At 71.8% G+C, this 26,904-nt stretch carries 23 protein-coding genes and 3 pseudogenes; 12 read left to right on the top strand and 14 right to left on the bottom strand.

From position 1 onward, the window contains the following. Positions 1 to 64: 64 nt before the first annotated feature. On the bottom strand, positions 65 to 952 hold the full coding sequence (locus ACZ7IF_RS28600) for a DUF2268 domain-containing putative Zn-dependent protease (protein WP_470977016.1): 888 nt from the start codon (positions 950 to 952) through the stop codon (positions 65 to 67). A gap of 117 nt (positions 953 to 1,069) precedes the next feature. Between ACZ7IF_RS28600 and ACZ7IF_RS28605 the strand changes: the two are divergent. Continuing rightward, a pseudogene (locus ACZ7IF_RS28605) lies at positions 1,070 to 1,369 on the top strand (DUF6192 family protein); the annotation flags it as partial. 160 nt (positions 1,370 to 1,529) lie between these two features. On the opposite strand, the pseudogene ACZ7IF_RS28610 reads toward ACZ7IF_RS28605, so the two are convergent. The 8 genes and pseudogenes from ACZ7IF_RS28610 to ACZ7IF_RS28645 form a co-directional block, all read right to left on the bottom strand. Then, positions 1,530 to 1,715 (bottom strand): annotated as a pseudogene (locus ACZ7IF_RS28610) (ATP-binding protein); the annotation flags it as partial. Between the two features lie 187 nt (positions 1,716 to 1,902). Further along, on the bottom strand, positions 1,903 to 2,634 hold the full coding sequence (locus ACZ7IF_RS28615; RefSeq protein WP_470977019.1) for a DUF2625 domain-containing protein: 732 nt from the start codon (positions 2,632 to 2,634) through the stop codon (positions 1,903 to 1,905). 489 nt (positions 2,635 to 3,123) lie between these two features. Then, positions 3,124 to 3,360 (bottom strand): hypothetical protein, encoded by a 237-nt coding sequence (locus tag ACZ7IF_RS28620; protein WP_470977022.1) that lies wholly within the window; start codon positions 3,358 to 3,360, stop codon positions 3,124 to 3,126. Between the two features lie 66 nt (positions 3,361 to 3,426). Next, the gene (locus tag ACZ7IF_RS28625) at positions 3,427 to 4,533 is read right to left on the bottom strand and encodes a hypothetical protein (RefSeq protein WP_470977025.1); all 1,107 of its coding nucleotides are present in this window, start codon (positions 4,531 to 4,533) and stop codon (positions 3,427 to 3,429) included. A 332-nt stretch (positions 4,534 to 4,865) separates the two neighbouring features. Beyond that, positions 4,866 to 5,054: an e9imm peptide gene (locus ACZ7IF_RS28630; protein ID WP_470977196.1), complete on the bottom strand. Its 189-nt coding sequence runs from the start codon at positions 5,052 to 5,054 to the stop codon at positions 4,866 to 4,868. Between the two features lie 112 nt (positions 5,055 to 5,166). Beyond that, a complete protein-coding gene (locus ACZ7IF_RS28635) occupies positions 5,167 to 5,673 on the bottom strand; it encodes a DinB family protein (protein ID WP_470977028.1) in 507 nt (168 codons plus the stop codon). Between the two features lie 146 nt (positions 5,674 to 5,819). Then, on the bottom strand, positions 5,820 to 6,551 hold the full coding sequence (locus ACZ7IF_RS28640) for a hypothetical protein (protein ID WP_470977031.1): 732 nt from the start codon (positions 6,549 to 6,551) through the stop codon (positions 5,820 to 5,822). Between the two features lie 378 nt (positions 6,552 to 6,929). Further along, a complete protein-coding gene (locus ACZ7IF_RS28645; RefSeq protein WP_470977034.1) occupies positions 6,930 to 7,877 on the bottom strand; it encodes a helix-turn-helix transcriptional regulator in 948 nt (315 codons plus the stop codon). Positions 7,878 to 7,974: 97 nt separating this feature from the next. Between ACZ7IF_RS28645 and ACZ7IF_RS28650 the strand changes: the two genes are divergently transcribed. The 6 genes from ACZ7IF_RS28650 to ACZ7IF_RS28675 all read left to right on the top strand — a co-directional run bounded on the left by ACZ7IF_RS28650 (position 7,975) and on the right by ACZ7IF_RS28675 (position 13,749). Next, positions 7,975 to 8,610, top strand: a complete 636-nt coding sequence (locus tag ACZ7IF_RS28650) for a TIGR03086 family metal-binding protein (RefSeq protein WP_470977037.1) — start codon at positions 7,975 to 7,977, stop codon at positions 8,608 to 8,610. Positions 8,611 to 9,379: 769 nt separating this feature from the next. Next, positions 9,380 to 9,673, top strand: a complete 294-nt coding sequence (locus ACZ7IF_RS28655) for a hypothetical protein (RefSeq protein ID WP_470977039.1) — start codon at positions 9,380 to 9,382, stop codon at positions 9,671 to 9,673. Between the two features lie 472 nt (positions 9,674 to 10,145). Further along, positions 10,146 to 10,634 (top strand): DUF4265 domain-containing protein, encoded by a 489-nt coding sequence (locus ACZ7IF_RS28660; RefSeq protein ID WP_470977041.1) that lies wholly within the window; start codon positions 10,146 to 10,148, stop codon positions 10,632 to 10,634. 124 nt (positions 10,635 to 10,758) lie between these two features. Next, entirely contained in the window at positions 10,759 to 11,070 is a 312-nt protein-coding gene (locus tag ACZ7IF_RS28665; RefSeq protein ID WP_470977044.1) for a hypothetical protein, read from the top strand. 769 nt (positions 11,071 to 11,839) lie between these two features. Beyond that, positions 11,840 to 12,853: an SPFH domain-containing protein gene (locus tag ACZ7IF_RS28670; protein WP_470977047.1), complete on the top strand. Its 1,014-nt coding sequence runs from the start codon at positions 11,840 to 11,842 to the stop codon at positions 12,851 to 12,853. Further along, positions 12,850 to 13,749 carry a hypothetical protein gene (locus ACZ7IF_RS28675; protein WP_470977050.1) on the top strand — a complete coding sequence of 300 codons (900 nt, stop codon included), beginning with the start codon at positions 12,850 to 12,852 and terminating at the stop codon, positions 13,747 to 13,749. Before ACZ7IF_RS28670 ends, ACZ7IF_RS28675 begins: the two co-directional genes overlap by 4 nt. Positions 13,750 to 14,022: 273 nt before the next feature. Here ACZ7IF_RS28675 and ACZ7IF_RS28680 read toward each other — a convergent pair whose 3' ends face one another. Both ACZ7IF_RS28680 and ACZ7IF_RS28685 read right to left on the bottom strand, forming a co-directional pair. After that, positions 14,023 to 14,676, bottom strand: coding sequence for a response regulator transcription factor (locus ACZ7IF_RS28680; RefSeq protein ID WP_470977053.1), 654 nt, complete (start codon positions 14,674 to 14,676; stop codon positions 14,023 to 14,025). After that, positions 14,673 to 15,866 (bottom strand): sensor histidine kinase, encoded by a 1,194-nt coding sequence (locus ACZ7IF_RS28685; protein WP_470977056.1) that lies wholly within the window; start codon positions 15,864 to 15,866, stop codon positions 14,673 to 14,675. The genes ACZ7IF_RS28680 and ACZ7IF_RS28685 overlap by 4 nt, the downstream gene beginning before the upstream one ends. A gap of 132 nt (positions 15,867 to 15,998) precedes the next feature. Here ACZ7IF_RS28685 and ACZ7IF_RS28690 point away from each other — a divergent pair, with 132 nt between their 5' ends. From ACZ7IF_RS28690 to ACZ7IF_RS28705, 4 genes and pseudogenes are all read left to right on the top strand, one after another. Continuing rightward, positions 15,999 to 16,961: an SDR family NAD(P)-dependent oxidoreductase gene (locus ACZ7IF_RS28690; protein ID WP_470977059.1), complete on the top strand. Its 963-nt coding sequence runs from the start codon at positions 15,999 to 16,001 to the stop codon at positions 16,959 to 16,961. 329 nt (positions 16,962 to 17,290) lie between these two features. Next, positions 17,291 to 18,352 (top strand): ATP-binding protein, encoded by a 1,062-nt coding sequence (locus tag ACZ7IF_RS28695; RefSeq protein ID WP_361595917.1) that lies wholly within the window; start codon positions 17,291 to 17,293, stop codon positions 18,350 to 18,352. Next, positions 18,295 to 20,165 (top strand): annotated as a pseudogene (locus tag ACZ7IF_RS28700) (vWA domain-containing protein). Before ACZ7IF_RS28695 ends, ACZ7IF_RS28700 begins: the two are co-directional and overlap by 58 nt. A 304-nt stretch (positions 20,166 to 20,469) precedes the next feature. Continuing rightward, complete coding sequence (locus ACZ7IF_RS28705) at positions 20,470 to 21,231, top strand: PIG-L deacetylase family protein (RefSeq protein WP_470977063.1); 762 nt, start codon at positions 20,470 to 20,472, stop codon at positions 21,229 to 21,231. A gap of 165 nt (positions 21,232 to 21,396) precedes the next feature. On the opposite strand, the gene ACZ7IF_RS28710 is transcribed toward ACZ7IF_RS28705, so the two are convergent. Both ACZ7IF_RS28710 and ACZ7IF_RS28715 read right to left on the bottom strand, forming a co-directional pair. Next, a complete protein-coding gene (locus ACZ7IF_RS28710) occupies positions 21,397 to 22,170 on the bottom strand; it encodes a glycosyltransferase family 2 protein (protein ID WP_470977066.1) in 774 nt (257 codons plus the stop codon). A gap of 208 nt (positions 22,171 to 22,378) precedes the next feature. Beyond that, positions 22,379 to 23,494, bottom strand: coding sequence for an NADAR family protein (locus ACZ7IF_RS28715; RefSeq protein WP_470977069.1), 1,116 nt, complete (start codon positions 23,492 to 23,494; stop codon positions 22,379 to 22,381). Between the two features lie 91 nt (positions 23,495 to 23,585). On the opposite strand from ACZ7IF_RS28715, the gene ACZ7IF_RS28720 reads away from it, so the two are divergent. Next, on the top strand, positions 23,586 to 24,443 hold the full coding sequence (locus ACZ7IF_RS28720; RefSeq protein WP_470977072.1) for an endonuclease/exonuclease/phosphatase family protein: 858 nt from the start codon (positions 23,586 to 23,588) through the stop codon (positions 24,441 to 24,443). Between the two features lie 141 nt (positions 24,444 to 24,584). On the opposite strand, the gene ACZ7IF_RS28725 is transcribed toward ACZ7IF_RS28720, so the two are convergent. Next, positions 24,585 to 26,612, bottom strand: coding sequence for a HelD family protein (locus tag ACZ7IF_RS28725; RefSeq protein ID WP_470977075.1), 2,028 nt, complete (start codon positions 26,610 to 26,612; stop codon positions 24,585 to 24,587). Positions 26,613 to 26,904 lie beyond the last annotated feature (292 nt).

Consider the following 26,904-nt stretch of genomic DNA (forward strand, 5'->3'; position numbering starts at 1 on the left):
GACGGCGGGGGGACTCGGAGACGAACTGCGGGCGGCTGGAACGGTCGGTGCCGTAGAGCGGTGTCTACGTGCCGGTCGGGACGCCCGCGTTCGCGAGGACGTCGCGGGCGGGCAGGGCGGTGCTCTGTGCCGCGGTGAGCCCGGAGGCCGTGAGGTGGGCGTCGACGATGCGCAGGCCGGCCGCGTATCCGGCGGCGTCGGGCAGCCCGACGGGTTCGCAGCCCATGCGTCGGGCGGTGGCGTCGCCGTACACGTACGGGGGCAGGTTCCACATCCCGGCCACGTCGATCGCCGCTGTCACCTTGGCCTGTACCCGGTCCAGTTCCCGGCCGGACAGCCTCGTCGCCCAAGGCCCCATCGCGTCTTCACCGGCCAGCTCGCGTACGAACGCCTCGGCCAGCCCCTCGGCCACCACCTGCTCGCCGACCGTGACGGTGGCCGGGTCCCAGACCACGTTGGCATAGCGCACGTTGTGGTGGAGCTCGTGGGCGGCGGCGTATCCGATCTTGGCGAGGCTGGTCTCGGTGGGCCACATCGTCAGCTGGATCGCCCCGGGAATGCCACCCATCCCGAAGTAGCCCCCGTTACGGACCGTCAGCAGCTCGTCGTCCGGGTTGCCCAGCGCAAGGACGACGTGCACGGTCTCGGCGGCCTTGATCCCCGGCACCGCCGCGCTCAGCCGCCTCCACGCCGCGGCGAGGCGGTCCTCGATCTGGTTCCACACCTGCGCGTCCTGCATCTGCCGCAGGGCTGTCAGGTAGCGCGCATCCTCCACGTCGATCCGGAAGCCGCTGCCCGCTTGGTGCATCTGGACCATGTCCAGGTCACCGATTGCGGACATGGCGCTTTGCAGGGGGCTGAGCATCTCGCGCAGGGCGTCGGGCCGTTCCTCCAGCGGGCGCTGCAGGAGATCGAGCATGGCGGACGCCGTGTCATGGACGATGATCTTCATGACCTGGGACGGTAGGCCCTCCCCCTACGTGAGGATCAAGCTGCGGGACGGTGGTCGCCATCCGCTCGGCGTGGACCCGGAACGTGCGAACGATCATCTTCGCGATGGCCCGCCGAACACCGTCAGGCCTCGGTGTCCTTCACGGTCCACCGGATCCTGGCATCGATCGAGGACGTTCAGGAGCGGTTCGCCGCGGTCCCGAATCCGCCGGGGAGGAGGGGGCGGTGGACCCCGGATGAGGCGGACCGGAGGGTCGGCTACGGACGCAAGCGGCACCTCGTCGTCGATACCAAGGGCCTGCCGCTGTTCGTCATGGTCGCCCTCCGAATCGATGATCACCTGGCCGCGATCCCTCTCATGACCAGGCGAATCACCCGCTGGCAGTCCCGCCGGGCCGGTCAGCCGGCCCCTCGCTGACACACCCGGGACTGACCGCTCACCGCCACCAACCGCCCTCAGCCTCAGCCTCAGCCCCTTCTTCGCTCTGGCACGTGAGGCCTCGGGCCGATCGGCATTCGCCCAGACCTCCCGGAGCGAGCGACGCCCCTCACATCTTGACGGCCTCTGCGATCCGCAGGGCGAGGCCCGAGCTGATCTCGCGCCAGTACTCCTCGACCAGGACGGTCATGGGCATTACCAGGGTGCCGCCGGTGTAGTCGAGGACGTGGCGGGCGGTCTCGACCACGAGCGGCCGCCACGGCGGCCAGTGCTGAAAGTTGTCCGTCCCGGGCAGTCCTGGCTGGATGTCCATGAGTGTCTCCATGCACCCCTGACGGCGCCGTCGGCCCCGAACCCGAAGCAGACCTCTTCCCTCGGCTATCGCGTGGAAAGACACCTCATGCGGTTAAGCCGTCAAGCCGTGGGGTGTTCGCCGCCCCATCACGACCACGCCGCTCCAGTCGCCCGACTCCGGACCTTCGCTGACGGACCAGGACCGACAGCGAAGCCAGTCACACGTCGCCCAGGAACCCAGGATCGGACGACCCCATCTGTCGGGCGAAGTCCGCCGCGACTCCGAGCACCTCGCGCATCGGCACGGGCCGCCGACTCGTGGCCGCGAGATCGGCGTGAGCTTCCTCGGACCACAGGAACGGAAACACGGAAAGACCCTGCCCGAAAGCCAGGGCCGCGGTCTCCTCACGCCAGCCGGGCCAGCGCATTCCGTCATAGAACGTCTCCAGCCTGCCCGAGAGCAGCCAGGAGACCCACCCGGAGTGGCCCATCTCCATCGCCTCCCACTCCAGAGTGTCGGGAGCGAAGTACGTCATCTGGCCGGGTGCCCCAGGGCGGCCCGCTGCCGCGGGATCGCCACCGTTCAACGCGAAGACACCTCCGAGAATGTCGTGGCCGACGACAAGACCTGTCGCGGGGTGCCAGCCAGGGTCGAAGTCCGTGGGGAAGCGGTTGACCTGCGCCAGACTCGGGAGTCGCCCGTCCGCGACCGAACCCGGACCCCCGCCGAACACTCGCACCCACCCGTCATCCACGAGCAATCCGCCGGTGTCCAACGCCAGTGCACCCAGCACCGATCGCGCGCTGACCTGCATCTGCAGAAGGCACCGGCGGCCCTCGTTGAGGTCTCCGGACAGCACCTGAACCGGCACGGAGCTCGCCCTGAGAATCCCCTGAAGCTCCGGCCACGCCGGGTCGTCCACATTGATCAGCTCATCGATCCCTCGCATCCGACGATGGTCGCACCCTTCGGTATGGCCTGGTCATGTGGGCTGGGCTGGGCTGCGCTCACTCGGAGGCCGGGGCGATGGACCGGGCAGCGATCGTCTCCGCTTCGGGGCTCATGGCCGAACGACCGTCGCTCCTGTCGCCCCCTGGACAAGCCGTCCCGTTCCGTTCACGTAGCGGCTGCTCCTGCTCGTAGCGGCTCTGCGGGGAAGGCGATCGATTCATCGCGCCCGCGCCAGGCCATCGACCGCCGCGGGCCGCGTCCGGCTGCAGCAGCAGGACCCGTGCCTGCTTGCCCATGGCGTCCTCGACGAGGGGAAACCGCCCCGGGGCTTGCTCGCGGAAGAGCTGCTGGATTCGTTCGGCGTCCGTTTCGCTGCCCCGGCGGCGGCCGGCTCGCCGGAGCGTTGCCGTCAGCTGCCGCATCGGCGGCATAGCGGCCAGAGCAGGCGTGGGCGCGACGGCGAGGATGCGGCGGGCATCGGGGCGGGTCAGGGTTCCCGGCTTGTCAGGGTTCCCGGCTTGTCCCTGAACGCCTCGATCATCGCCAGGAAGTACTCCTTCTTGCGGCTGACACCCTGCCGGTCGCGGTAGCGCGAGGCAGCCATCGGGTTGACCGCGTAGATCTTCCGGAGGCCCTGCCGCAGCGTGGCGACCAGCAGGCCGCGGCTGGTCTCGATGGCCACCGGGATCGGCGCCTCCGCGGTGTCGCCGTGCAGCTCATCCATCCGGTGCGGTTCTGGGGCGGCCGGCCCGGTGATCACCTGTCACGGACCGGTCTGGGCTCCTCCGCATCAGGACCGCGTCGCGCTCCCGCATCCGTCCCCGGAGGAATCGCCAGCCCCGACCGGCGCGCTGCGGTCGTACGGGTCGGTCTTCGTGCCGGCCCCGTCCGTCCGGCGGTCCTTGCCGAAAGGCGGGGTGAGGTACCCCTTGGAGGTGTCGCAGCCGCCGTTGGTCATGCTGTATTTGTACGAGGTGATCGAGAACGTGCCCGGCTTGGTGATCACCTGGGCAGGGTCGTCCCAGCTCAGGACCAGCTCGCGCCGGACGATCGTGCGCACGATGTCGTCGTCGCCGCCCCCGTTCGCGCGGGTGACCGGGTAGACGAAGGTGACGTCGGCGGTCACCTGGAGCGCGCCGCGCTCGCCCTCCTGGTAGGTGAGCCGGCCCCGGGTCTTCACGACGTCGCCGACCAGCTGGGTGCGGGATGGCTGGAAGCGACTGAAGAGGAGGAGGGGGTCGTTCTTCTCGGTCGGGGTTCGAAAAGCGGTTTCCAGAAGGTCTTGGACGTCCTTCTGGTACGGGTTGATCAGTGCAATCGCCTTCTCGGGGCGCTCGCCCCGCAGCACCGCGCGGTCCAGGCTGGACGCGACAAGGAAGTCCCGGCTGCCGGCGAGGGCCCGTTCGACCTCGGCCGCGCCCATCCAGCCGACCGCCCGGGCCTCCGGCACGGTGATCCCCTCCGCTCCGTTCGCCCAGCTCGCCGCCGGCGAGCCGCGGAACGGTTCCTTCATGGTGGGGCGTTGGGCCCCCTGCGCCGGGGGGCCCTGGGTGGGATGGGCGGTCTCCGCCGCCAGCGGTTCGGAGTCGGACTCCTCGCCGGCGAACAGGTCCACTATCCGTCCCGGTCCGAGTGCCACCAGCCCCAGCAGCGTGATCAGAGAGGCCAGCAGCCCGACTACGGGCCAGACCGTGCGCCGCTTGGGCCGCACGGGCGTGTAGCTGCGCCAGCCCTCCATGCCGCGGTCGGGCTCCTCGCGCAGCCGCTTCGCCACGTCGCGGGCCCGCGCCGACGGCTCCTTGGGCGCGTCGGCAGCACCCGCCACCGACTCGCGCAGAAACCGCTCCCACTCCTCGTCGGACCTGGACGAACCGTCCGGCTCCGTACCCGCACCCATCCCCAACCCCCTGGCAATCAGCAGACCGCGTCCCACCCCGTGGGACACGTCTGAACAATAATGAGGTGACCCCTGGAGCCTGGACACAGGGGTTCATGCCGGGAGAAGACCGACAGCCAGGCCGCCCGCCTGCGCAAAGGCTCACGCGGCGGACGGCCACCCGGCTTCGACGAAGAGCGGTACGAGAGCGCAACACCGTCGAGCGGGCCGTCAACCGGCTGAAGCAGCACCGGGCCGTGGCCACCCGCTACGACGAGCGGCGTTACGTCGACCTCGGCACCGCAACGGCCGCAACTCCCACCATCTGGTTCCGGATCCGCGTCGGCAGACGATCACAGGGCCATCGGGCGGTAGGCCAGGGCCTCGTCGATTGCCTCCGCCGCCGAAAGCTCCCGCTCAGCGGGCCGGAAGATCAGATCACCGACGTGCCCAGCCGGACACTTCAAGGCTCCGTCCAGCATGTCCAACCAGTCATCGGCCTCGCCTTCATCGGCGTGGTCCGCGTCCATGATCCGCTGCACTAGGGTCAAGGGTCACAGCTTGCTCGCGGCTCATACCCGCTGCGCCCACCCGGCCCACCCCCTCCACATGAAGGCGTCAGCCCGGCGAGACGCGTGATGGGCCGGACAAGTCCTAACCGCCGGTCGTGCCGTCGAGCATCTCGCGCAGGATGTCCAGGTGGCCGTTGTGGCGGGCTGTCTCCTCGGTGAGGTGGAGGAGGATCCAGCGCAGGTCGACGTGGAGGCCGTTGCGGACGGCTCGCTTGGCCCGGTTTTCCAGGCCGTTCGCGGCGACCAGTTCGCGGTAGCGGGCGCTCTGTTCGGCGTATTCGTCGAGCAACTGCGTGAGCGGGAAGTCGACGGCGATGCGCATCTCGCGGTCGGGGTCCTCGTCGGTCCAGGGGCCCTGGTCTTCCTCGCCGAGGAAGACCACTTGGAACCAGTAGTACTCGACCCAGCGGAGGTGGTTGATCACTCCGCTCATGGTCATCAGCGGTGAGCCCGGCAGGATTGCCTTGCGGGCGTTCTCCGCGGAGACGCCGTCGCACTTGGCGCGGGCGGTGTCACGTGTGTAGTCGAGGAACGTGGTGAGCTGGGTGCGCTCGTCCCACGCGGGCGGCGTGTCGTCGATTCTGGTCATCGGGCGAAGCGTCCCCGATCACCGCGACTGGTGTCGAGGCATTTATCGACGGGCCCAACCTGCTCCGTCTGGCTCCTTGTCCGGCGGGGGGTCGCCACAGCGGTTCAGCGTCGGTGGGCCGCCCGGCATGATCCGCCGGACAGGCCCTAGCCGCCACCGCCTCCGCCGCATCCGCTGCCGCAGCTGTAGCCCCCGGCGGCACTGATGCCGATGCCGGAGGGCCCGCCCCGGCCGCGGTTCCGGGGGCCGGGGCGGCGACGGGGCGCGGGGCGGGTGGTGCGCTTGACGTGGAGTTCGAGTTGGACGGCCGGCCCCAGGGCCTGTTCCAACGCCGCGAGGAGCTGTCGGGCGTCGGTGTCCGGCTGGAGGACGGCCCGGCAGACGTCGGAGTCGTCCCGGATCAGGCGCAGCGTGAGGACGCGGGTGGCGGGGAGGGGGTCCCCGGCGTACGGTTCCTCGATCTCCTGCTCCAGGCGCAGGCGGTCCGGCTCCTCCAGCGGCCGCCACGGACCGCTCCCCAGGCCGCGCACCAGGCGCACCCCGGGGGGATCGCCGACGGCGGAGAACCTGATCCGGTACACCTGGAAGCAGGCCACGGCCAGTGCGCCCGCGAAGCCCGCCGTGACGGCTGCGGACACCATCCAGAGGGCCACCGTCCCCACCGCGGCCCAGCCGGCGCCGGAGAAGAGCACGATCACCGCTACGGGCAGGACCAGGGCGAGCCCGAGAAGACCCGTACCGAGCGCGGTCAGCGCGGCGCTCCCCAGCGAGCGTGGCACGGTGAGCCAGGAGGCGCCGCCCGCTCGCAGCACCACGTCCGTCGTTCCCGACTCGTCCCGCTCCACGCCGCCGGGCGCCCCCGGGCTGTGTGCCGTCATTGCCTCACGATAGATCTGACGCCGGGTGGCTGACCAGATGCGGCGGGCGCTCGCCGCACAGCCTCACCGGGCGCGTCCACCGGCTCGGCCCGGCCCTGCTGGCCGTCACCATGGGCCCGGTTCGGGCTCGGGCCCTCGCCGTCCGTCGTGAACCATCAGGTCAGGCCGCCGCCCCTGAGGACGAACCCCGCTGGGGCGCGGCGCCGGGCAGGCCGGCCGCGACGCCGCGGGCTCGGGCACGGGCACTGGCACTGGCACGGGCACGGGCACGGGTGGATGGGCACCGGCGCAAGCTGAAGGGGCTCGGGCGTTGGACGGTCGGCTCCTCGGATCGGGCCGAGAAGGCCGTCAAGCGCGCGCACCGGGCGGTGCGTGCGGTTACTCCTCCGCGTACATCGCCGTGAGTTCGGCGCCGATACGGGCCAGCCACTGCCGTACCTCCGGCGGATCCAGTACCTCGACCCGCGCGCCCAGCCCGGCCAGATGCCCTGCCAGGGCCTTCGCGGCCGGGCCGTCGACCCACACCTCGGTCCAGCCGTCGGGCAGTGGACCGCCGACGCGCACGCGGCCGCCGAGGAACCGTTGCAGCAGGGCCAGCGTGTCGGGGCGGACGCGGGCACGGGCGGTCACCGCGTGAATGCCGTCCTGGAAGGCCCCGGACAGCGCCCGCCAAGCCGTGGCGAGGTCGAAGTCCGGCGGCCGTACCACCGGTTCGCCGGTCGGCTCGACGGAGGTGACCCGGCTGAGCCGAAAGGTGCGCAGGCCCTTCTCCGTTCCGGCGACGAGGTAGTCCACTCCGGCCTTGGCCACGATCCCGAGGGGGTCGACGGTACGCTCGCCGGCCGGTTTGCCGACGCCCGCGTACCCGAGGCGGACGCGGATCCCGTCCACGGCGGCGCCCTGGAGCGCGGAGCGGTGGGCGGCATCGGCGGTGACGGCGTCGCGGGACCAGTCCGTGGCGTCGACGACCCCTGCGCGGGCCGCGGCCTGGGCCTGCGCCCGCAGGGGCGGCGGCAGGGCCCGGACCAGCTTGCGCAGGGTGGTGCGCAGTTCGGGGGTGGCCGACAGGGGGCCGGTGATGAGGAAGAACGCCCGGATCTCTTCTGCGGTCAGTCCGGTGAGGTTCGTACGGGCCCCGCCGACGAGCGACCAGCCGCCGCCGCGGCCGCGCTGTGAGTAGACGGGGATGCCGGACGCGGCCAGGGCCTCCAGGTCTCGGCGCGCGGTGCGCTCGGACACCTCCAGTTCGGCGGCCACTTCGGGGACGGTGACGCGGCCGCGCTCTTGGAGGAAGAGCAGGGTCGCCACCAACCGGTCGGCTCTCATGGGCCCATTTCCTCCTTCGTGGGTGCCGCGTCGTCGCCTTTCATTCTCTTCGGAAAACTGGCCAGAGGGTGGCCACTTTTGCGTACAGGCTGAACCCATGAACAAGACCGAGCAGCTCATCGAGACCCCGTCCGACCCCACCCGTACCGTCGACACCCCCTCCTCCTTCGATCCGCGGACCGATCTCGCCGCGGCCGTGGAGCTGGCGGGCCGTACGCTGGCCGCCGTCCGGCCCGAGCAGTACGACGCCCCGACGCCCTGCGAGGAGTTCGACGTGCGGCGGCTGTCGAGCCACCTCGTCGCCGTCGTCCGCCGGATCTCGGTGATCGGGCGCGGCGAGGACCCGTTCAGCGTCCCGTCCTTCGCCGACGAGGTCGCCGACGGCGCGTGGGCGGCGGCCTGGGAGCCGGGCGCCCGCGAGGTCGCGGAGGTGTGGGCGGATCCGGGCATCCTCGGCCGGCAGCTGCGCCTGCCGATGGGCGTCCTGCCGGGTGCGGCCGCCGCAGCCGTCTACACCCACGAACTCACGGTGCACACCTGGGACCTGGCCAGGGCGACCGGACAGGACCCGGACTGGGACCCGGCCCTCATCGAGCGGGTGATCGGCGTCGTACGTCGCGCGCTGCCGGCCGAAACCCGCGGCGGGCGGATCCCCTTCGCCGAAGTGGTGACCGTGGACCCCGGAGCCCGGGCCATCGACCGTCTGGTGGCCTGGGCCGGACGCCGACCCTGAGGAACCCGGTGCGGGGACCGACGGCCGGGGAGGCCGGCACTGTCGCCGCTCGGCCGCGCGGCGGCCGGGAGGGCGAACCGGACGTCGGTCAGGTCCGCGCAGCGCAGGCCTCCGCCGGGGTGCCACTCCATCACCGGAGCCTCCGCATGGCGCGGCCCCTTCGCCGCTCGCCGCTCGCGGTCAAGGGCGGGCGTGAACTCCGCCTCCGTGCCGCCGCAGCCCGCCGCAATGTCCTCAACGCTGGTGCAGACGACCACGCCGGCATTGCTCTGCACAGCGACTACGTCGCACTTCGCAATCGGCGAGGCTGGGGTCGGTCAGGAGGACACGGGCGGCCAGGCAGTACGAGCCACAGGAGGCACCCCCAGAAGCCACACCCACATCCTCTGGGCCCCGCAACCCGACACAATGGCTGCGGCCAACCCATGTGCCCAACGTAGAGCCCCTAGAACCCACCGGGCCCCAGCACGGAGCACCCGCGTCCCAACCAGGCACGCCCCAGGCCCGGACGGCCGGCCGGCCGGCCTAGGGATCGATGCCTGGATGCTGACCGCAGTATGCCCATTGATGACCATCGTCCCTCTGCGGGGGCGCACGCCCGTGGTCAATGGGTTCCGGGCGCAAGACCCCCCGCGCACCTCAGCGCCCTCCCCGCAGGTCCCCCGGAAGGGCCCCCGCCAGCGTCGATGCGCGGACAGAGGGTAGGCATGAGGGGCATCGCGCCGACCGGAGCGGTCGCCGCACACAGTGAGCGAGCAGTGGGGACGACATGGCCATCATCGTCACATTCGAGATTCCGGGCGCCGGGCAGGAGCTCTACGACGCCTGCATCAGCCGACTCACCGACGGCAGCGAGTTCGCCTCGCTCGCGGACATTCCGGCTCCCGGACTGATCTCCCACGTGGCCGGGCCGGTCGACGGCGGGTGGCGGGTCGTCGACGTGTGGGAGTCCGAGGAGGCACTCGAGAACTTCTCGAAGATCCTCCAGCCGGTCCTCGCCGATCTGGGCTACGCAGACGGCGAGCCGCAGATCACCCCAGCACACAACGTCGTCACCCGCTGACCGACACGCTCGGTCACGGCGTGCCGGGTCCGGACACGCGCGAAGCCGTCGGCCCGCTGCGACAACGATGCCCCGTAACCCAGGTGGTTACGGGGCGTCGGTGAGTGGGCCGCGGTGAAACCCAACGGCTCGTACTCGTGTGCCCGCCGGGCGGAGCCACCGTGGACGCCGTCCGGCGCCTCCCGCGAACAGACCCGGGGCGGGGAGGCCAGGCTCACGCCTCGGGATCGTTCAACCGCCCGATCGATGCCCGTTCGGCGTCGGTGAAGTCGGATCCGGCCGCAGCCAGGGCCCTCGGCAGCACGGCGGTCTTGCCCCCCGATGGGCCGGGACATCCATCCGCAGGTCCGCCGCGAGGGCCAGCTTCCGCTCAGCGGCCGGCTGCCTGGTCGGCGGTACGGGTCCAGCTGCCGAGCCTGACGTTCGACCCCTGTCCTCAAGCCCGGTGCGAGTTGGTTCTGCTGGTCAGCGGATGATGGCGGGCATGGAGAGCGTGGTTGAGAAGATCAAGGTCTGGTTCCGGTTCGTGCCACGCGAGGGGTGGTTCCCGCAGGACACCGAAGGTCTGTGGGCGACGGATCTGGGAGACAGCACGGCCCGGATCGAGAACGCCCCCTTCCTCCAGGACGGGGTTGCCGAGGGCGACCTGGTGCGGTACCGGACCGACTCAGACGGGCTCCACTGGGCTGTCGGGCAGGTCAGTCCCTCCGGCAACTGCACCATCCGTGTCGTGCCCGTACCCACCGGTCCTCTCGGGAGCAGCCCTCAGGCGGTCCATCAGCGACTTTCGGCGTTCGGGCTCGGAGGCGAGGTCTTCAGCAAGGACTTCCCCATGGTGGCCTTCACGGTGCCGGCAGGCACGGACTTCGCCGGGGTCAAGGCTCTCCTGGCGCAGGGGCAGACAGAGGGATGGTGGCACTACGAGGTCGGATGTGGCACCGGCGAGTGGTGGAACGCCTGAGCTTGTTCCTTGACCTCGATGAAGCTCCGTGCCCCCGAGGCCGCGGACCGCTGGACGATCGCCACTGCCCACACACAGCTCCGCGTGGTCCGGGTCCAGGTAGCGTCAGGGCTAGGGGGATGAGATGAACTTCGACGAGTACGAACCGCAGTCTGTTCGAGAGGAGCGCTTCGCTGTAGAACGGGCTGAAGCCCGGGCGGCACGCAAGGCTGCGTCGCTCGACCTGTGGGGAGCCCACGTCGGCGCGGTCATCGTGACCGTCGCCGTGGTCCTCCTCATCTGGTACGGCAGGCTGGTCGCTCTGGGCGTCGTCGGTGGAATCTTCCTGCTCTGGTTCGCCGCAGCCCTCATGTGGGCCTACGCCGACGGGGACCATGGCCAGCACGCACTCCAACGCGCTTACAGCGCCACCTTCGGATGGGGCAACGGGTTCTGAGTTCCAAGCACTTGGCACCTGCTCCCGATCCGGCCATGACAGAAGTGCTGGAGTTGGCGGTCGCGGGAGTGACCGCGGTCAGTCGCGTGTGTGTTCCCGGGCGGCGGCCGGCCGGCCCGGCGGGACTGTCGGCGGGTGATTCGCCTGGTCATCAGGGTGCTCGCGGTCCAGGTGATCGGCGACTCCGATTCTCTGAACCAGCGATTGCCGCTCGGCGGCCCGTTGGGTCCATCTGAACGAGCTTGTCCCGGGCGCCGGCGAGGCTGGTTTCGAGGCCGTCGACTTCCCCGAGTCAGCCCTCGTGCTTGGCTTCGGCGATGCGGTCGACGAGATTGTCGCGGATCTCGACGAGCCGGGGGCGCTCGGCTGGGGCGGGGCGGGGCATGGCGCATCGCAAACAGGCGTGCTCGTGGACGCAGGGTGTGGAGAAGGCCCGGCCACAGGTGCCGGTGGGAGAGTTCGCGCTTCTCGAAGTGCCCGAGGAAGGAGCCCCGTTCCTCGTCGGTGGGCGTGCGGTATTCCTCGCCGGGTCGCGCGGCCCGGCGGGCGATGAAGGCGCGGTGGGCTCCGATGACCTCTCGGGGGTAGACCGCGAGGGCTGGGTGGTCGGGTTTCCATCCGAGCCGCGGACGGCCGGAGCCTCCCGGCCCCCGGCCCCGGCCCATCGGGCTGGCCTCCCGGGGTTCGGGGCCACCTCACCCTTTTCGTCCTCTTGACGATATTGACGCTCGCGGTTATCGTCATGCTGACGAAATCAAGGGGGTTCACCATGGCCGACATCACCCGGCGCTTCGGCTGGCGTCATCTGCGATCCGCGCCCACCACCCATATCCGCCACCACAAGCGCGGCCGGCTCGTCCATGACGGCCGGGGGCTCAGTTTCTGGTACCGGTCGCTGTCCGCGGCGCTCTCCGAAGTGCCGGTCGACGACCGGGAGCTGGCCATGGCCTTCCACGCCCGTACCGCCGACTTCCAGGACGTCACCGTGCAGGCCACCGTCACCTACCGGATCAGCGACCCGGCCGAGGCGGCGGACCGGCTCGACTTCTCCGTCGACCCGGACACCGGGAGCTGGCGCGCCGCGCCCTTGGAGCAGATCGCCACCCTCCTCACCGAGACCGCGCAGCAGCACACGCTTGACGTGCTGGCCCGGACCCCGCTGGCCGCCGCCCTGGTGGACGGCGTCGCCTCCGTGCGCCAGAGCGTCGCCGACGGTCTCGCCGCCGAGCCCAGGCTCCCGGCCACCGGCATCGACGTGGTGGCCGTGCGCGTCGTCGCGATCCGGCCCGAAGCGGAGGTGGAGCGCGCACTGCGCACACCGGCCCGCGAGCAGATCCAGCAGGAGGCGGACCGGGCCACCTACGAACGGCGGGCCGTCGCCGTCGAGCGCGAGCGTGCGATCGCCGAGAACGAGCTGGCCAGTCAGATCGAACTGGCCCGGCGCGAGGAACAGCTGGTCGAGCAGCGCGGCATCAACGCCCGCCGCGAGGCGGAGGAGAAGGCGGCGGCCGACGGTGTACGGACCGAGGCCGAGGCGGCCCGCAAGGTCCGCCTGGCCCGCGCCGAGGCCGAGGCGGCCCGTGAGACCGGGTCGGCACGTGCCGAGGCCCAGGCCGCCTGGCTGCGGGTGCACGGCGAGACCGGCCCGGGCACGCTGTACGCCCTGGCGGCGACCCGGCTGGCGGAGAACCTGCCGCGGGTCGAGAGCATCACGCTCACCCCGGATGTCCTCACCGGCCTCCTCAGCAGGCTCGGGCGTCCGGACGGCGGAGCGGGCGCGTGAGCCTGGCCCCGCGGGCGGTGCTCGTGCACCGCAGGACCGAGTACGAGGAACTGCTCGCCCGGCACGGGACGCACGGGCAGGCCGCTTTCTTCCTCTCGAGCCGGGGCCGCTCGATCGACGAGGTCGTACGCCGCCACGACCGCGCGCAGCATACGCTGCGGGAGGTCGCGGCGGCGGTGCCACTGACCTGGCGCAGCACCCGGGTGGAGCGGGCGGACCTGGACCGCTTCCTGTTCGCACCGCAGGACGTGGTGGTCGTGGTGGGGCAGGACGGTCTGGTCGCCAACACCGCGAAGTACCTGTGCGGACAGCCGGTGGTGGGCATCGACACCGACCCGGGGCGCAACCCGGGGATCCTGGTCCGTCACCGCTGCGCCGACACGGCCGCCCTGTTGTGCGCCGCGAGCGCCGGCGGGGGCCGGACGGAAGACCTGACCATGGTCGAGGCCGTCGCCGACGACACCCAGCGTCTCCTCGCGCTGAACGAGATCTACCTGGGCCCGCCCGGCCATCAGACGGCCCGCTACCGCCTGGGCCCCGACGGCGAGGAGGGCCCGGGTGAGGCCCAGGCGTCCTCCGGGGTGCTGGTGGGCACCGGCACGGGCGCGACCGGCTGGCTGCGCTCGCTGTGGCTGGAGCGCGGCGGCACCGCTGAGCTGCCCGCACCGTGCGACCGGCGGCTCCTGTGGTACGTGCGCGAGGCCTGGCCATCGCCCGCGACCGGAACCTCAAGAACCTCAGGCCACCTGGGACACGGGCAAGGGCTGCGACTGACCGTGGAGTCGGACCGGATCGTGGTCTTCGGCGACGGGATGGAGGCCGATGCCCTGCAGCTGACCTGGGGCCAGAGCGTACGGCTGGGCATCGCGGAAACGTCGCTGCGCCTGGTGACGTGAGCGTCGTGCCCGGCCGTGATCACCGGTTCCGCACGGAGGGCATGGCCGGGTGGCGGGCCCGGGCCGCTCGACCGTGTCTGCCCGGTCGTCCTCGTCGACCGCGTCAAGGCCTCGTTCTCGTTCCGCCATGCCGCCCGCCAGGGCTGGGACGAGACCGCCGATGCGCCGCCGGTAGCGGGCTCTCCAGGCCTTCGGCATCGTCTTCGACGGGAGCCTCACCGGCAACCGGACCAGTTGCACCCCGTCAGCGGGCGGCTCTCGGAGCAGGGGCGGTCAGTCTGGAGTGGTGCCGGTGAGGACAGCGAGAACGGCGAGACGGATGCGGTTGTCCCGGCCCGTCTTCGCCATCAGACTCGCCACGTGCGTCTTGACCGTGGTGATCCCGAGGTGCAGCCGGTCTGCGATCTCCTTGTTGGACAGGCCCACACCGAGCAGTCCGAGGACCTCCCGTTCGCGCGGGGTGATGGCCGGCACCGGGATGTCCGGAGGAGTGCCGGGAGAAGAACGGGTGTGGAGAGCCCGGGCGACGAGGCGGTCGAGGACCTCCCGGCTGAAGGGGGCCTCTCCGTTCGCGGCCCGGCGTACCGCCTGCAGGATTTCGGTCGGCGGGGTGTCCTTGACGAGGAAGCCGCAGGCTCCGGCCTCGAGCACCGGGTACAGATGGTCGTCGTCATCGAAGGTGGTGAGGGCGACGACCCGGGTGGCGGGGCGTGCGGCCAGGATGCGGCGGGTGGCCGTGATGCCGTCCAGGCCGGGCATCCTCAGGTCCATGAGGACGACGTCGGGAGTGAGGCGTTCAGCCAGTCGTACCGCCTCCGCGCCGTTGTCCGCCTCGCCCTGGATCTCGATGTCCGGCGCCTGCTCGAAGAGCATGCGCAGTCCCATGCGGACGAGCTGCTGGTCGTCGACGAGGAGGATGCGGATCACGGCTGGAGCTCCATGTCGGTTGCGAGGGCGGGTATTTCGGCCGTGAGTCGCCAGCCCTGGGCTGCGGGGCCGGCGTGCAGCCGGCCGCCGAGCAGGTCCACGCGTTCGCGCATGCCGATCAGTCCGTGTCCGGAAGGGCCGGGGGCCGGTGGCCGGGTCGTTCCGGCGCCGTCGTTGTGGAGCGTCACGTGGACGGTGTCGTCGGCCAGCCGCACGGCCAGCTCGGCACGTGTTCCGGGCCCGCCGTGCTTGGCCGCGTTGGCCAGGCCCTCCTGCGCGAGGCGGAGGACCGCGAGGCCGCGTACCGCGTCGAGCCGCACGACACGCGGATCCACGGAGGCGGTTACGGTCAGTCCGGTCCGGCGGCTGTGTTCCACCACCGTCTCCAGTGCCGCCGGCAGCGCCCCGGGCGTGACCATGGAGCCGATGCCGGGACCGGTCCGGGCCGGGGCTCGCAGTACGGACACCAGGCGCCGCAGATCGGTCAGTGCCGCGCGGGCACTGGAGTGCAGGTCGTCGAGGACGTCGGTGATCCGGGGGTCGGTGGTGCTGGTGGCGGCGGTGACGTGCCGGGCGACCCCCACGCGCAGCACCATGGAGGAGACGTGGTGGGCCACGAGGTCGTGCAACTCGCGCGCGATGGTGGTGCGCTCCGCCGCGCGGGCGGCTTGCAGTTGTTGTGCGGCGCGCAGTTCCTGCTGTTCCGCGTACCGACGCGCGTGCAGTGCGGCGTCGCGGGTCACGCGTACGTACGCGCCCAGGAGCAGCGGCAGGCCTGCGACGATGCACATCTTGTAGAGGACGGGGAGGAGTTCGCCGGGCAGGTCCTCGAGGCGGTTCACGGCGACGGCGAGGGCCAGTGCCGTCGCCCCGGCGGCCGGGCGGCGCCCGGACTGCCGGACCGCCAGTTCGAAGAGGGTCACGGCGGCCAGCACCTTCAACGAAGGAACGGTGCCGGCGCCCAGCGTGTGCGCGGTGACGAGCAGGGCCGACTGGGCCAGGAGCGCGCCGAGCGCCCACCTCGCCGCGGCCAAGCACAGCACGAGCCCGGCTGCGGCAAAGCTCCAGTCCTGTGCCCCGGACGGCCGGTGCAGCAGCAGGAAGTCGCCGATCAGGATGCCGGCGAGTGCCAGGACCCGTATGGCGGCGAATTTCCTGTCGAACGCAAGCTCGATCCAAGGTCGGTTCACGCGGCCAACGATAGGCGGACGCCCGTGTGCCCGGGGTCCTGCCATGGGAGGAGGGCGCCTCCTCCTGCCGGACGCGAAGTCCGGCCGGTGGGTGGAGTCGTGTGTCCGGGGCGGGCTGCGAGCGTGATCGCCATGGATACGAATGCGAACACGGACTCCAGTGGCAACGCGAACGCCGAATCCGCGGCCGTGGGGCGGCGGTCCCTGATCGGTGGCGCTGCCGCGCTGGGTCTGGCGAGCGCGGCCTTCGGCACCACCGCCCACGCGGTCGGCGACCGGTCCAGGTCCCGTACGCAGCCCGGCCGCTTCCAGGGGAAGTCGGTGCTCATCACGGGTGCCACCTCGGGCATCGGCAGGGCGGCGGCGAAGGCGTTCGCCGCGGAGGGGGCCCATGTCGGGTTCTGCGGCAGACGGGCCGAGCTGGGACGCCAGGTGGAACGGGAGATCCGGGACGCGGGCGGCGAAGCCACGTACACGCAGGCGGACGTACGCGTGGACGCCCAGGTGCGCGGCTTCGTGGACCGGGTCGCGAGCCGTTACGGCGGCATCGACGTGGCCTTCAACAACGCCGGCATCGGCGGCGGCAAAGCACCCCATGAGATGAGCATCGAGGAGTGGGACGACATCCAGGCCACCAACGCCCGGGGCGTGTTCCTCGCGATCAAGTACGAGATTCCGCACATGCTCAGGGCACAGCGCGGCGTCATCATCTGCACCTCGTCGTCAGCGGCCGAACAGGCACGGCCGAACAGCGCCGCGTACACGGCGAGCAAGCGGGCGGTGCAGGGCGTGGTGAAGTCGGCGGCACTCGCTTACGGGCCCAAGGGAATCAGGCTCAACGCCCTGCTGCCCGGCACCACCGACACCCCCTTCGTCCGCCCGCCGGGACTGCCCGATGCGGCATGGGCCCAGTACAAGCAGGCATGGGGGCCGCTCAACGTCGATGGGCTCGAACGCATGGCAGACGCCGAGGAGATCGCGCGCGCCGTGCTCGGGCTCGCCTCCGACGACTTCCCCTACATGACGGGTGCGTCGGTCACCGTGGACGGCGGAAGCACCGCCGGCCGGAGGATGGTCCAGCCGAGCGGTACCTGAGGTTCACAGCGGTTCACCCCGGTGTCGGACACGGGCACCGCGGTCACGCCACCCTGACGCTCGTGGTCGACCTCCACGACCCCAACCGGCCGTGGCCCCGGGTCTTGCACACCGGCCGGCGCGGCGGGTTGGCCGGCGTGGGCCCGGGCGTGTCGGGCCACACGCTCGTCAGAGAGGAGAAGCTCAAACACCTGGTCGAGACCTGAGCACGGGGCCCGGACCGCCCGGACCACCGAACCGCCCACGGGAAAACCGGATGCCAGGCGGTGTGCGGTGTGACCACACTGGCCGCACCACACACCGCCCCACCTTGAAGGACGTCCCCGCCCGTGCAGGCTGCCGTTACCGTCACCCCCGCCCAGATCCCCGAACTGCTGCTCGGCCTCGCCACCGTGCGGCCCGTTTTCCTCTGGGGGGCGCCCGGCATCGGGAAGTCCTCGCTCGTAAGGAAGTTCGCCGACTCCCTGGGCCTGGAATGCGTCAGCCTCCTCGGCACGCAGCTCGCCCCCGAGGACCTGATCGGCGTACCCCAGATCCGCGACGGCCGCTCCGTCTTCTGCCCGCCCGAGGCCATCGCCCGCGACGAGCCGTACTGCCTCTTCCTCGACGAGCTCAACGCCGCCGGCCCGGACGTCCAGAAGGCCTTCTACTCGCTGATCCTCGACCGCCGGATCGGCTCCTACGAACTGCCCGCCGGCTCCATCGTCATCGGCGCGGGCAACCGCGCCACGGACAACGCGCTGGCCCGGCCCATCGCCTCCGCCCTGGTCAACCGCCTCACCCACGTCCACCTCCAGGCGTCCGCACAGGACTGGCTGGTGTGGGCCGGCGAGCACGGCATCCACCCGTGGGTCACCGACTACCTCACCGACCGCCCCGACCACCTCTGGTCGCAGCCGCCCAAGACCGAGGAGCCCTTCTCCACCCCGCGCTCCTGGCACATGCTCTCCGACGCCCTGCACTCCTTCGGCGCGGAACTGGACGAGCAGACCCTCAAGGTAGTCGCCCACGGCACCCTCACCCCCGCGCACGCCGTCTCCTTCTGCGGCTACGCCAAGATCGTCCGCCACACCTTCGGCATCGAGGCCATCCTGAAGGGCGACGCCTCCTGGCCCGCCCGGCTCCAGGACCGCGACCTGCTCTACTACCTGGCGGAAGCCTTCCGGGGGCGCCTGCTCAAGGAACTCCCGGCGCAGAAGGAACACGTCTCGCCCGCCCTGCGCCAGCACACCCACCGCTTCAAGTCGCTCCTCGTCCAGCTCGCCGAGATCTCCGTCGAGGTCGCCCAGACGGTCATCGCCGACGACGCCGACGGCCTGCCCGTGCTGCCCGGATGGTTCCTGATCGAGGCCGCCCGCGACATGCCCCGGCTGGTCGAGGCCCGCCGGTGAGCCGGAGCGGAAAGGCCCGGGCGAAGGCCGCCGCCAAACCCGACCCGGCCACGCAGGCCTTCGCCGAGGGCCTGGCCCTGGTCAAGCAGAACCCGGCCCTCGCCGCCCTCGGCGGCAAGGTCTGCCGCGAGGCCGGCTGCCCGGAGTCCCCGGACGGGGGCCTGGCCACCGTCACCTCCAACGGCGTCGTCCACGTCCACCCCACGCGGCGGGCCGAACCCCGGGAGTGGGCCTGGGTGATCGCCCACGCCCTGCTCCACCTCGGCTTCGGCCACGTCCCGGCCGCCAAGGACGAGGACCGCACCCAGCCGGACCCCTTCGACCTCGCCGCCCGCTGCGCGGTCGTCAACCGTTTCCTGCTCACCTTCCCCATCGGCCGCGCCCCCGACCACCTGCCCGCCGAGTACCCCGGCGGCGAGGAGGACGAGCTCGCCGCCCGCTGGCGCCGCGACGGCATCCCCGCCGCCTACGAGCACTGCGGCACCGCCGGGCACGGCCCCGACCAGGTCCTGACCACCTGGCGGACCTGGAGCACCGCCGTCCCCGACTGGCAGACCGCCTTCGCCGCCGCCCTGACCCGCAGCGTCTCCGCCGCCATGGACGTGGCCGGCGGCCGCCGTGACCGGACCACCGGCGAACGCGTCGCCCAGCGCCCCTGGGACCGGGCCCTGAACTGGTTCGTGTCCTCGTACCCGCTGCTCGGCGGGCTCGCCGCCGGCCTGACCGTCGTCGCCGACGCCGAGCTGGCCCGCGCCCAGGACATCGCCGTCGCCGCCGTCAGCGCCACCGCCGGGGAGATCTACGTCAACCCGCTGCGCACCTTCGAGGACGACGAGTGGCGGTTCATCCTGGCCCACGAGATGCTGCACGCCGCCCTGCGCCACGGTGAGCGCCGCGGCGGCCGCGACCCGTACCTGCACAACGTCGCCGCCGACTACGTCGTCAACGACTGGCTGGTGGAGATGCGGATCGGCAGCATGCCCGAGGGGCTGCTGCACGACCCGGCGCTGCGCGGGCTCTCCGTCGAGGAGGTGTACGACCGGATCGCCACCGACCTGCGCCGGATGCGGCGCCTCGCCACCCTGCGGGGCAAGGGCGCCGGGGACATCCTGGGCGAGCCGCTCGCGCACGGCGCGGGACGTCCGTACGCGGATCTCGACGCGTTCTACCAGCGCGGCCTCGTCCAGGGCTTCGACCTGCACGTCCGCGACGGGCGCGGCCTGCTGCCCGCCGGGCTGGTCCAGGAGATCCGGGCCCGGCCCACCCGCCGGTGCCCTGGGACGCCCGGCTCGCCCGCTGGTTCGACGAGTACGTGCCGAGGCCGGAGGCCGTGCGGTCCTACGCCCGCCCGGCGCGCCGCCAGGCCTCGACCCCGGACATCCCGCGCGCGGGCCGGTACTTCCCGCCCGAGGAGACCGCCCGCTGCACGTTCGGCGTGGTGCTCGACACCTCCGGGTCGATGAACGCCGCCCTGCTCGGCAAGGCGCTGGGCGCGATCGCCTCGTACGCCGAGGCCCGCGACGTACCGGCGGCGCGGGTCGTCTTCTGCGACGCGGCGCCGTACGACGCGGGCTACGTCCCGCCGGCCGAGATCGCGGGCCGGGTCCGGGTCCGCGGCCGGGGCGGCACGGTGCTCCAGCCGGGCATCGACCTGCTCCAGCGCGCCGAGGACTTCCCGCCCGCAGCGCCGCTCCTGGTGATCACCGACGGCTGGTGCGACACCCTGCGCATCCGCCGCGAACACGCCTACCTGATCCCCCAGGGCGCCGGTCTCCCCTTCACCCCGAGGGGCCCGGTCTTCCGCCTGACCTGACTGCCGCCCGGGCCGCGTGACGCCGGACCCTTGATCGGCCAGGTGGGCTCCACCCACCGTCGTGCGCTGCCCGGGCCAGGGCCCGTCGCCTACCGCGAGAAGCGGACCCCGAAGCCGGCCGCGATGGCCGGGGGCGATGGCCGGGGGCGCGGTCGTCGTCACCAACGACCGCGGGCCGGGGACGTCGTGGAGAAGGCCGACTGCCGCATCGTGATCGGCCGGGCCTTCGGCTGCGGGAGGAGCACTCCGGCTGCCACGCTGCGGTGCTGGAGAAGCGACCACCTCGGAGAGAACGGAGTCCTTCATGCCCGCACCCAGCGTCCTCGCGGTCTACGCCCATCCCGACGACGAATCCCTCGTCGCTGGGGGAATTCTTGCCAAGCACGCAGCGGCCGGCGCGCGCACCGCCGTCGTCACCGCCACCTGGGCTCCCGACAGCCATCGCGCCGCCGAACTCGCCGACGCCCTCCGCATCCTCGGCGGCGAGGACCCCCGCATGCTCGGGTACGCCGACCTCCGGGTCCCCCACTCCTCCCCGGGACGGCCGCGGTTCTGCGAAGCCCCTCTCGAGGAATCCGTGGAGCGCGTCGTCGCCCACGTACGCGACTTCCGGCCGGACGTCATCGTCACGCACGACGCCCACGGCTCCTCCGGGCACCCCGATCACGTCCACACCCACCGTGTCACGCTCCTCGCCGCACACGCGGCCGGGCTCCCCGGCCTCTTCCCCGAGACCGGACCCCCGTGGCGCGCCAGTGCCCTGTACCTCTCCGCACACCCGCAGTCGACGAGCACCGGCCTGGCCGGGCTGCTCGCCAGCGTCGGCAAGCGCGTGCACACGGTCCCGGACGAGATGATCACTGCTGCCGTGGACGTCCGCCCCTGGCTGGACCAGAAGTGGGCCGCGATCCAGGCCCACCGGTCAGAAGCCGCACGGGACCGCTCACTCCCGGCCCTGTTGACCGGGTTGCCGGCATCGGAGAGGGAGGCGGTCCTGGGAACCGAGTGGTTCATCCGCCACGACCTGGTCTCCGCGTACAGCGGCCTCGGCGAACTGGCACGCTGACCGGCCCGTGCCTTCGACGGCACGGCGGCCGACCACGGCAGCCCCCTACGTCGTCTCCCCCACACGCTCGCGAGCGTGTGGGGGGACCGGTCTACCTGATCAGCACACCGGCTGAAGGCGGGGTGGCCGTCCAGCACGTCTTCACCGCGCGCCCCGAAGGCATGTCTAGATCCGCGAGTTGCGCAGCGACTGCCACACAGCACCGGCCAGCGCCCGCGTCGCCCGGGGGACCGACAGCCCCTCGTGCCGGCGGTACAGCTCCCAGTTGTACGGGACCAGCGAGAGCTTGTTGGAGGACAGCGAACCCGCCTGGTGGGACCTGTACACCGCAAGCGGCTCGGCCAGGCCCCGGGCGTCCGCGCCGTCCCGCATGATCGACAGCCACAGGGCGTAGTCCTGCCGCTTGCGCATCTCCGGCATCAGCCGCGGGCCGAGGACGTTGCGGTCGTACATGGCGGTCAGAGCGCCGATGTGGTCCCGCACCAGCATCGCGCGGTAGTCCACGTGTTCCCGCGCGCGGACCACCCGTCCGTTCGGGATGAAGTCGGCGCTCTCGCCGTCGTGGTCGGCGTCCATCTTGTAGTAGGACGTGAACGTCAAGGGCGCATCGCCCGTAGCGGCGAACTCGATCTGCCGCTCGGTCTTCTTCGGAAGCCACAGGTCGTCGCTGTCGAGAAAGGCGACGTAATCCCCCCGGGCCCGCTCGATGGCGAGGTTGCGTGCCCGGCCGGCCCCACCCTGGACCGGTGCCGACTGCGGCTTGACGCGCTCGTCCTGCCGGGCGAACTCCATGAGCAGGTCCAAGGAGCCGTCGGAAGACTTGTCGTCGGTGACCAGCAGCTCCAGGTCGCTGTGCGTCTGCGAGAGAACCGACCGAACCGCTGCGCCGAGCGTCGCCGCCGAGTTGTACACGGGCATCACGACGGACACCAGGGGCACAGTGCTTCTCCTTGCTCGGTCAAAGACGACGTTCCATTCAAGCACTGGAATGGTAGTGGGGGCTGCCATGCATGTCGTCATCGCTGGTCAGGGCTACGAGGGGCCGCCGCCGGCCGTGCGTGCCGCGGTGATCGCCGTGCCGGCCCCGCTCCGGGACGGCGCGCCCGACCTGACCTACGTCATGCCCGGCCGCCGGCCGCGCACCCCGTCAGTCGTCGAGGGTCTGGCGGGCCAGCAGTTCGGAACGGACGAGTTCCAGGAGGCGGCCGGTCCAGTTGCGGCCCCGGCCTCCGTTCTCGCCCCAGAAGCCCGAGTCGGCGTCGTCGTAGAGCACGGTCGCGTCACCCGTGGCGAGCAGGGTCGCCGCGAGGTCGGGGTGCTGCTCGTACTTGGCGCGCAGCAGACGGGCCATGACCGCCGTCCGGACCCGCTCCCAGCCTTCGCGCCGCGGCACCCCGGCCGCGACCGTACGGGCCTTCGCGCCCGACTCCGCCGCCACGACCGCGGTCCGGGCCTCCGGTTCGGCGACGGACCGGGCCCAGTAGGCGTGTGCCACGGACGGGTAGGTGACGTCGCCGACGGTGATCGGGGCGGGGTAGTCATTGCGCAGGGCCCGCTTGCCCGGGTCTTCGAGCGCGCGCTGCGGATACGAGTGGTAGATCTTGACCGCGGGGGCGAAGGACTCGGCCGGACCGTCGGCCGGCACCCGTGAAGGGGCCTTCGCGAGCCACTGCTCGCGGTCCTCGAAGTATGCGACGGCCTCGTCGTACTCCTCCTGCGTGACCGTTTCCTCGGGCTCGTCCGGGGTCCGGCCGCCGGGCCCGGCCACCAGCACCTGGAGGGGGTGGTCCTTGCGGTCCATGTCGCCGAGCGCGTAGCGCCGCACGGTCTCGGGGACGGCCAGGTAGGCGGCCCGGGCGGCGGCCCGGTTGTCCTCCGTGCGGTCCGCCATGAAGACGTCCACCGCGGCGAGGCAGCGGGCGGTCGAGTCGGGGCGGCCGTTCAGCTCGTCGATGGTGTCGCGGACCTCGGCGAGCAGCAGGTCCGGGGTCAGCCAGGTGTGCGGCTGGCCGAACGTCCACGAGGCCAGGTGGTGCGCGGAGGCGCGTCCGCCGTCCGGAAGGCTGGTGGCCACCCATCCGCGGCGGAGCTTCTGCTCGAACTCGTCGAGGGTGACCAGCTCCCAGCAGTCGACGAGGCCGTCGGCGTAGATGAAGAGGTCGGTGAGGAAGTAGGAGCCGCCGTTGCATATGAACGCGTGCCGCCAGGTGCCGGGTACGCGGACGCCGTCCGCCGTGCGATGGGTGATCCGATTGCCGATCATGCCGTGATGATGCCGGACGGACCGGCCGGGAAGCACCTCGATCGCCCGTCGAGGGCGCCGTGTGATGATGTGCGTCCACTCCGGGGAGGCGATGGTGCTGAGAAGGGGCGCGCGGTGGGCCGCGGGCGCGATGACCGCGGTCTGCATGGTGCTGCTGCTGGGCCCCAGCGCACCGAGCCGTGGCGCCCCCCTCGCCAGGCCGCTGCCGTTCGACGCCGCCGAGGAGGTCGTACCGGACCGGGTCGCCACGTGGAACATCTGCAACCCGTGCGGCGGGAGCGGGCACAACTTCGGCCGGGCGACGGAGATCGCCACGTACGCGCCGCAGGTCATCGGCCTGCAGGAGGCGTGCGTACGGGACGTGGAGGAGATCCGCAGGTACCTGGAGGAGGTCTACGGGCTGGTCTACCGGGTCGAGTACGGGACGGTCCTGCGGAACTGGAACCGCTGCGGGGGGCTGCCGTGGCGGCCGGGCGGCTTCGGTCAGGCGATCCTGTCGGCGGCGCCGATGACGGACCGGGTGAGCGCCGAATACCCCGACGGCGGCTCCGAGGACCGCGGCTACCTGGCCGTCACCACGCTGGTGGGCGGCCGGCCGGTCCGGGTGTTCAACACGCACCTCGCCCAGCGCCGGCAGGGGGAGGTGCGGGCGGGCCAGGTGGGGGTCCTCGCCGCGGAAGTCGCCCGTCACGACCGTGCGGTCGTCCTCGGCGACTTCAACGCCGTGCCGCACGCCCCCGAACTCGGCCCGATGTGGGCCCTGGCCGCGGACACGGACCCCGGCTGCCGCCCCTCGGCCGCCGGAGTCGGCGGCTGCGCGGCGACCACCGACTGGAACAGCAAGTTCGACTACGTGTTCCTGCGCGGCATCAGCCCGCGCACGCACCGCGTCCGCCCCAGCCCGTACTCGGACCACCACGTGCTGCACACCGACCTGAACCGGGGCTGAGGGCTGTCCCTTCCGGTCTTCACCCCCGCCCGCCCGCTGGGGTTCGGCCTGGTCGAGTCCCCGTTCCGGCACCTGATGCGGGTGGGCCGCCGTCCGTGCCGCGCCGGGTGCGCCCGCGGCGACGACGCGGGCGCCGAGTCGTCAGGCGGGCTGGACGGTGATGGTGCAGAGGCGCTTGGTGGCCCGGGTCAGGGCCACGTACAAGTCCCTTTCCCCGCCGGGGCGGGCCGTGACGATTTCCTCGGGGTTCATGACGACGACCCCGTCGAATTCCAGGCCGCGTGCTTCGGACGCCGGCACGATGCGCGCGTGGTGAGCGATGCCCTGGGCCGTCAGCTCGCTCACCCTGGTGTCCGCGCAGATCACTCCCAGGAGTTCGCCCGGGTGCCCGGTGCTCTGGGCGCGGAGTTCCCGGACGACGGCGGTGGCCAGCCCGTCCGGCGGTGTGGTCACGATGCGAGGGCTCTCACCGCTGCGCAGTGACCTCGTGGGCTTCTGGTCCGGAGCGATCCGCGTGAGCAGGTCCCGGACGCTCTCCAGGATCTCCTGCGTGGTGCGGTAGCTGACGGTCAGGTCGTGCAGTTTGAACCGCGGTCCGACGTGGGGGCCCAGTGCTTCCTTCCAGTCGCGTGCCGTCGCGACCGGGCCTGCCTGGGCGAAGTCACCCACCAGTGTCATCGCCCTTGCCGGGCAGCGCCGGACGATCATCCGCCACTGCATGGCGGTCAGTTCCTGCGCCTCGTCGACGACGACGTGCCCGTACGTCCGCCCGGGGGGTCCGTCGACGAGGCTCGCCGCCTCGTCCAGCAACGGCACATCGGCGTCGGTCCACGGGTCGTCGGGACCGCGCAGCAGAAGGGACCGCTCCTGCGCGGTCAGGCGGGGCAGGTGCTCGGTGAGGGCGCCGGCGTCCGTCAGGAGCGCCTTCACGAGGTCACCGGGTACCAGCCGCGGCCACAGCACCTCGACCGCTCGGTCGACGCCGGCGTCGTCGAGGAGATCGGCTCGGATGGCGTCCAGGTCCAGCTCGTGGGCCGGACCCGGGTCGGCCGCACCTTCGGCGCGGCGCTGGGCGGCTCCCGTGAACCGGTCGAGGTCGAGGCCCGTCATCCTTTCGGCATCGGCGTCGATCTGCTCCAGGAGGTCGCCCATGTCCCGTTGCACCGCTTCGGTGACGGCGTCGGCCAAGAGCTCTTTGAACACCTGGCGCGCAGGGTTGTGCCCCGGTACGGCTGCCACGGCGGCGTCGCGTGCCGTGGCGACCTCCTCACCGGAGAGGTGGACCGGTTCCTGTCCGACCCGCACGGTGAAGTCACCGGCGGGGGCTTGGTGGACGCGCAGCAGGCCGGCCAAGGCGTCGGCGAGGTCTGAGCCGCCCTTGAGGCGGGCCGTATCGAACGGGTCCACCGTGTCCGTGGACACTCCGGCCAGTTCCCGGCAGGTCGCCAGAACGACGTCGTTCTCTCCGAGCGAGGGAAGGACCTGGGAGATGTAGTCGAGGAACCGGGCGTTGGGGCCCACCACCAGGACGCCCTCCTCCGCGGCGCGCGGGAACGCGTACAGGACGTAGGCCGCCCGGTGCAGGGCGACCACCGTCTTGCCGGTGCCGGGCCCGCCCTGCACCACGGTCACCCCGCGGTGGGCGGAGCGGACGACCTCGTCCTGCTCGGCCTGCAGCGTCGCGACGGCCGCGTGCATCCTGCCCGTACGCCGTGCCGACAGAGCCTCGGTCAACGGGCCGTCCCCCACGACGTCCTCGTCGGTCGGGTCGGTCCCGTCCAGCAGTTCGTCGCTCACCGAGACGACCGTGCGCTCCTCGAGGCGCAGGTGCCGGCGTCGGCGCAGGTCCATCGGGTGGACCGGTGTCGCCTCGTAGAAGGGCCGCGCCGCGTTCGCGCGCCAGTCCACGAGCAGAGTCAGGTCGTCCTCCTCCGTGTGCAGTCCGATCCGCCCGATGCGCAGGGCCGTGCCGTCCGTCCGGTCGATGCGCCCGAAGACCAGCCCCTTTTCGGCGCCCTCCAGCCGGCCGATTTCCCTGGCCAGACGCTCGGCGGCGATTTCCCTCTCGTATGCCTCACCGGCGCTTTCCGCCGGGGTCTTCAGCACATTCGCCCGGTGTACTCGCGCCTCGGAAAGCCGCTCGTTGAGTAACGCATACAAGGAGGACACATAATCCCGCTCCGAGTCAACTGCACGCACAGCGGGATCATTTGTTTTCGGCAACAGGGGGCTCCTTCGATTCGAGCCACACCATACGGTCAAAGCCCCCTGAAGGTAAGTCTTGACTTACTTGGCGAATCCATGGCCCTACGGCTGAATCCATTACGGCTGACGTTATGGCGCGTCACGCATTCCGCCGTTCCGCATATCGCTGGTTGCGCTCCCGATGCCCGCCTGCCCTACGGCGAGCCGCCCGCCCGTGCCCCCGCCACGCGCGCACCGGAGGGCTGCTGTCCACCCG

The sequence above is a fragment of the Streptomyces sp. NPDC037421 genome, assembly GCF_055602105.1.

What these genes read in the sequence shown, in the direction of transcription:
- ACZ7IF_RS28655 (WP_470977039.1), top strand. Translation starts at nt 9,380, where the DNA reads ATGGCCATCATCGTCACATTCGAGATTCCGGGCGCCGGGCAGGAGCTC.
- ACZ7IF_RS28635 (WP_470977028.1), bottom strand. Translation starts at nt 5,673, where the DNA reads ATGACCAGAATCGACGACACGCCGCCCGCGTGGGACGAGCGCACCCAG.
- ACZ7IF_RS28645 (WP_470977034.1), bottom strand. Translation starts at nt 7,877, where the DNA reads ATGAGAGCCGACCGGTTGGTGGCGACCCTGCTCTTCCTCCAAGAGCGC.
- ACZ7IF_RS28670 (WP_470977047.1), top strand. Translation starts at nt 11,840, where the DNA reads ATGGCCGACATCACCCGGCGCTTCGGCTGGCGTCATCTGCGATCCGCG.
- ACZ7IF_RS28625 (WP_470977025.1), bottom strand. Translation starts at nt 4,533, where the DNA reads ATGGGTGCGGGTACGGAGCCGGACGGTTCGTCCAGGTCCGACGAGGAG.
- ACZ7IF_RS28715 (WP_470977069.1), bottom strand. Translation starts at nt 23,494, where the DNA reads ATGATCGGCAATCGGATCACCCATCGCACGGCGGACGGCGTCCGCGTA.
- ACZ7IF_RS28660 (WP_470977041.1), top strand. Translation starts at nt 10,146, where the DNA reads ATGATGGCGGGCATGGAGAGCGTGGTTGAGAAGATCAAGGTCTGGTTC.
- ACZ7IF_RS28615 (WP_470977019.1), bottom strand. Translation starts at nt 2,634, where the DNA reads ATGCGAGGGATCGATGAGCTGATCAATGTGGACGACCCGGCGTGGCCG.
- ACZ7IF_RS28690 (WP_470977059.1), top strand. Translation starts at nt 15,999, where the DNA reads ATGGATACGAATGCGAACACGGACTCCAGTGGCAACGCGAACGCCGAA.
- ACZ7IF_RS28650 (WP_470977037.1), top strand. Translation starts at nt 7,975, where the DNA reads ATGAACAAGACCGAGCAGCTCATCGAGACCCCGTCCGACCCCACCCGT.
- ACZ7IF_RS28640 (WP_470977031.1), bottom strand. Translation starts at nt 6,551, where the DNA reads ATGACGGCACACAGCCCGGGGGCGCCCGGCGGCGTGGAGCGGGACGAG.
- ACZ7IF_RS28720 (WP_470977072.1), top strand. Translation starts at nt 23,586, where the DNA reads ATGGTGCTGAGAAGGGGCGCGCGGTGGGCCGCGGGCGCGATGACCGCG.
- ACZ7IF_RS28600 (WP_470977016.1), bottom strand. Translation starts at nt 952, where the DNA reads ATGAAGATCATCGTCCATGACACGGCGTCCGCCATGCTCGATCTCCTG.
- ACZ7IF_RS28665 (WP_470977044.1), top strand. Translation starts at nt 10,759, where the DNA reads ATGAACTTCGACGAGTACGAACCGCAGTCTGTTCGAGAGGAGCGCTTC.
- ACZ7IF_RS28620 (WP_470977022.1), bottom strand. Translation starts at nt 3,360, where the DNA reads ATGGATGAGCTGCACGGCGACACCGCGGAGGCGCCGATCCCGGTGGCC.
- ACZ7IF_RS28705 (WP_470977063.1), top strand. Translation starts at nt 20,470, where the DNA reads ATGCCCGCACCCAGCGTCCTCGCGGTCTACGCCCATCCCGACGACGAA.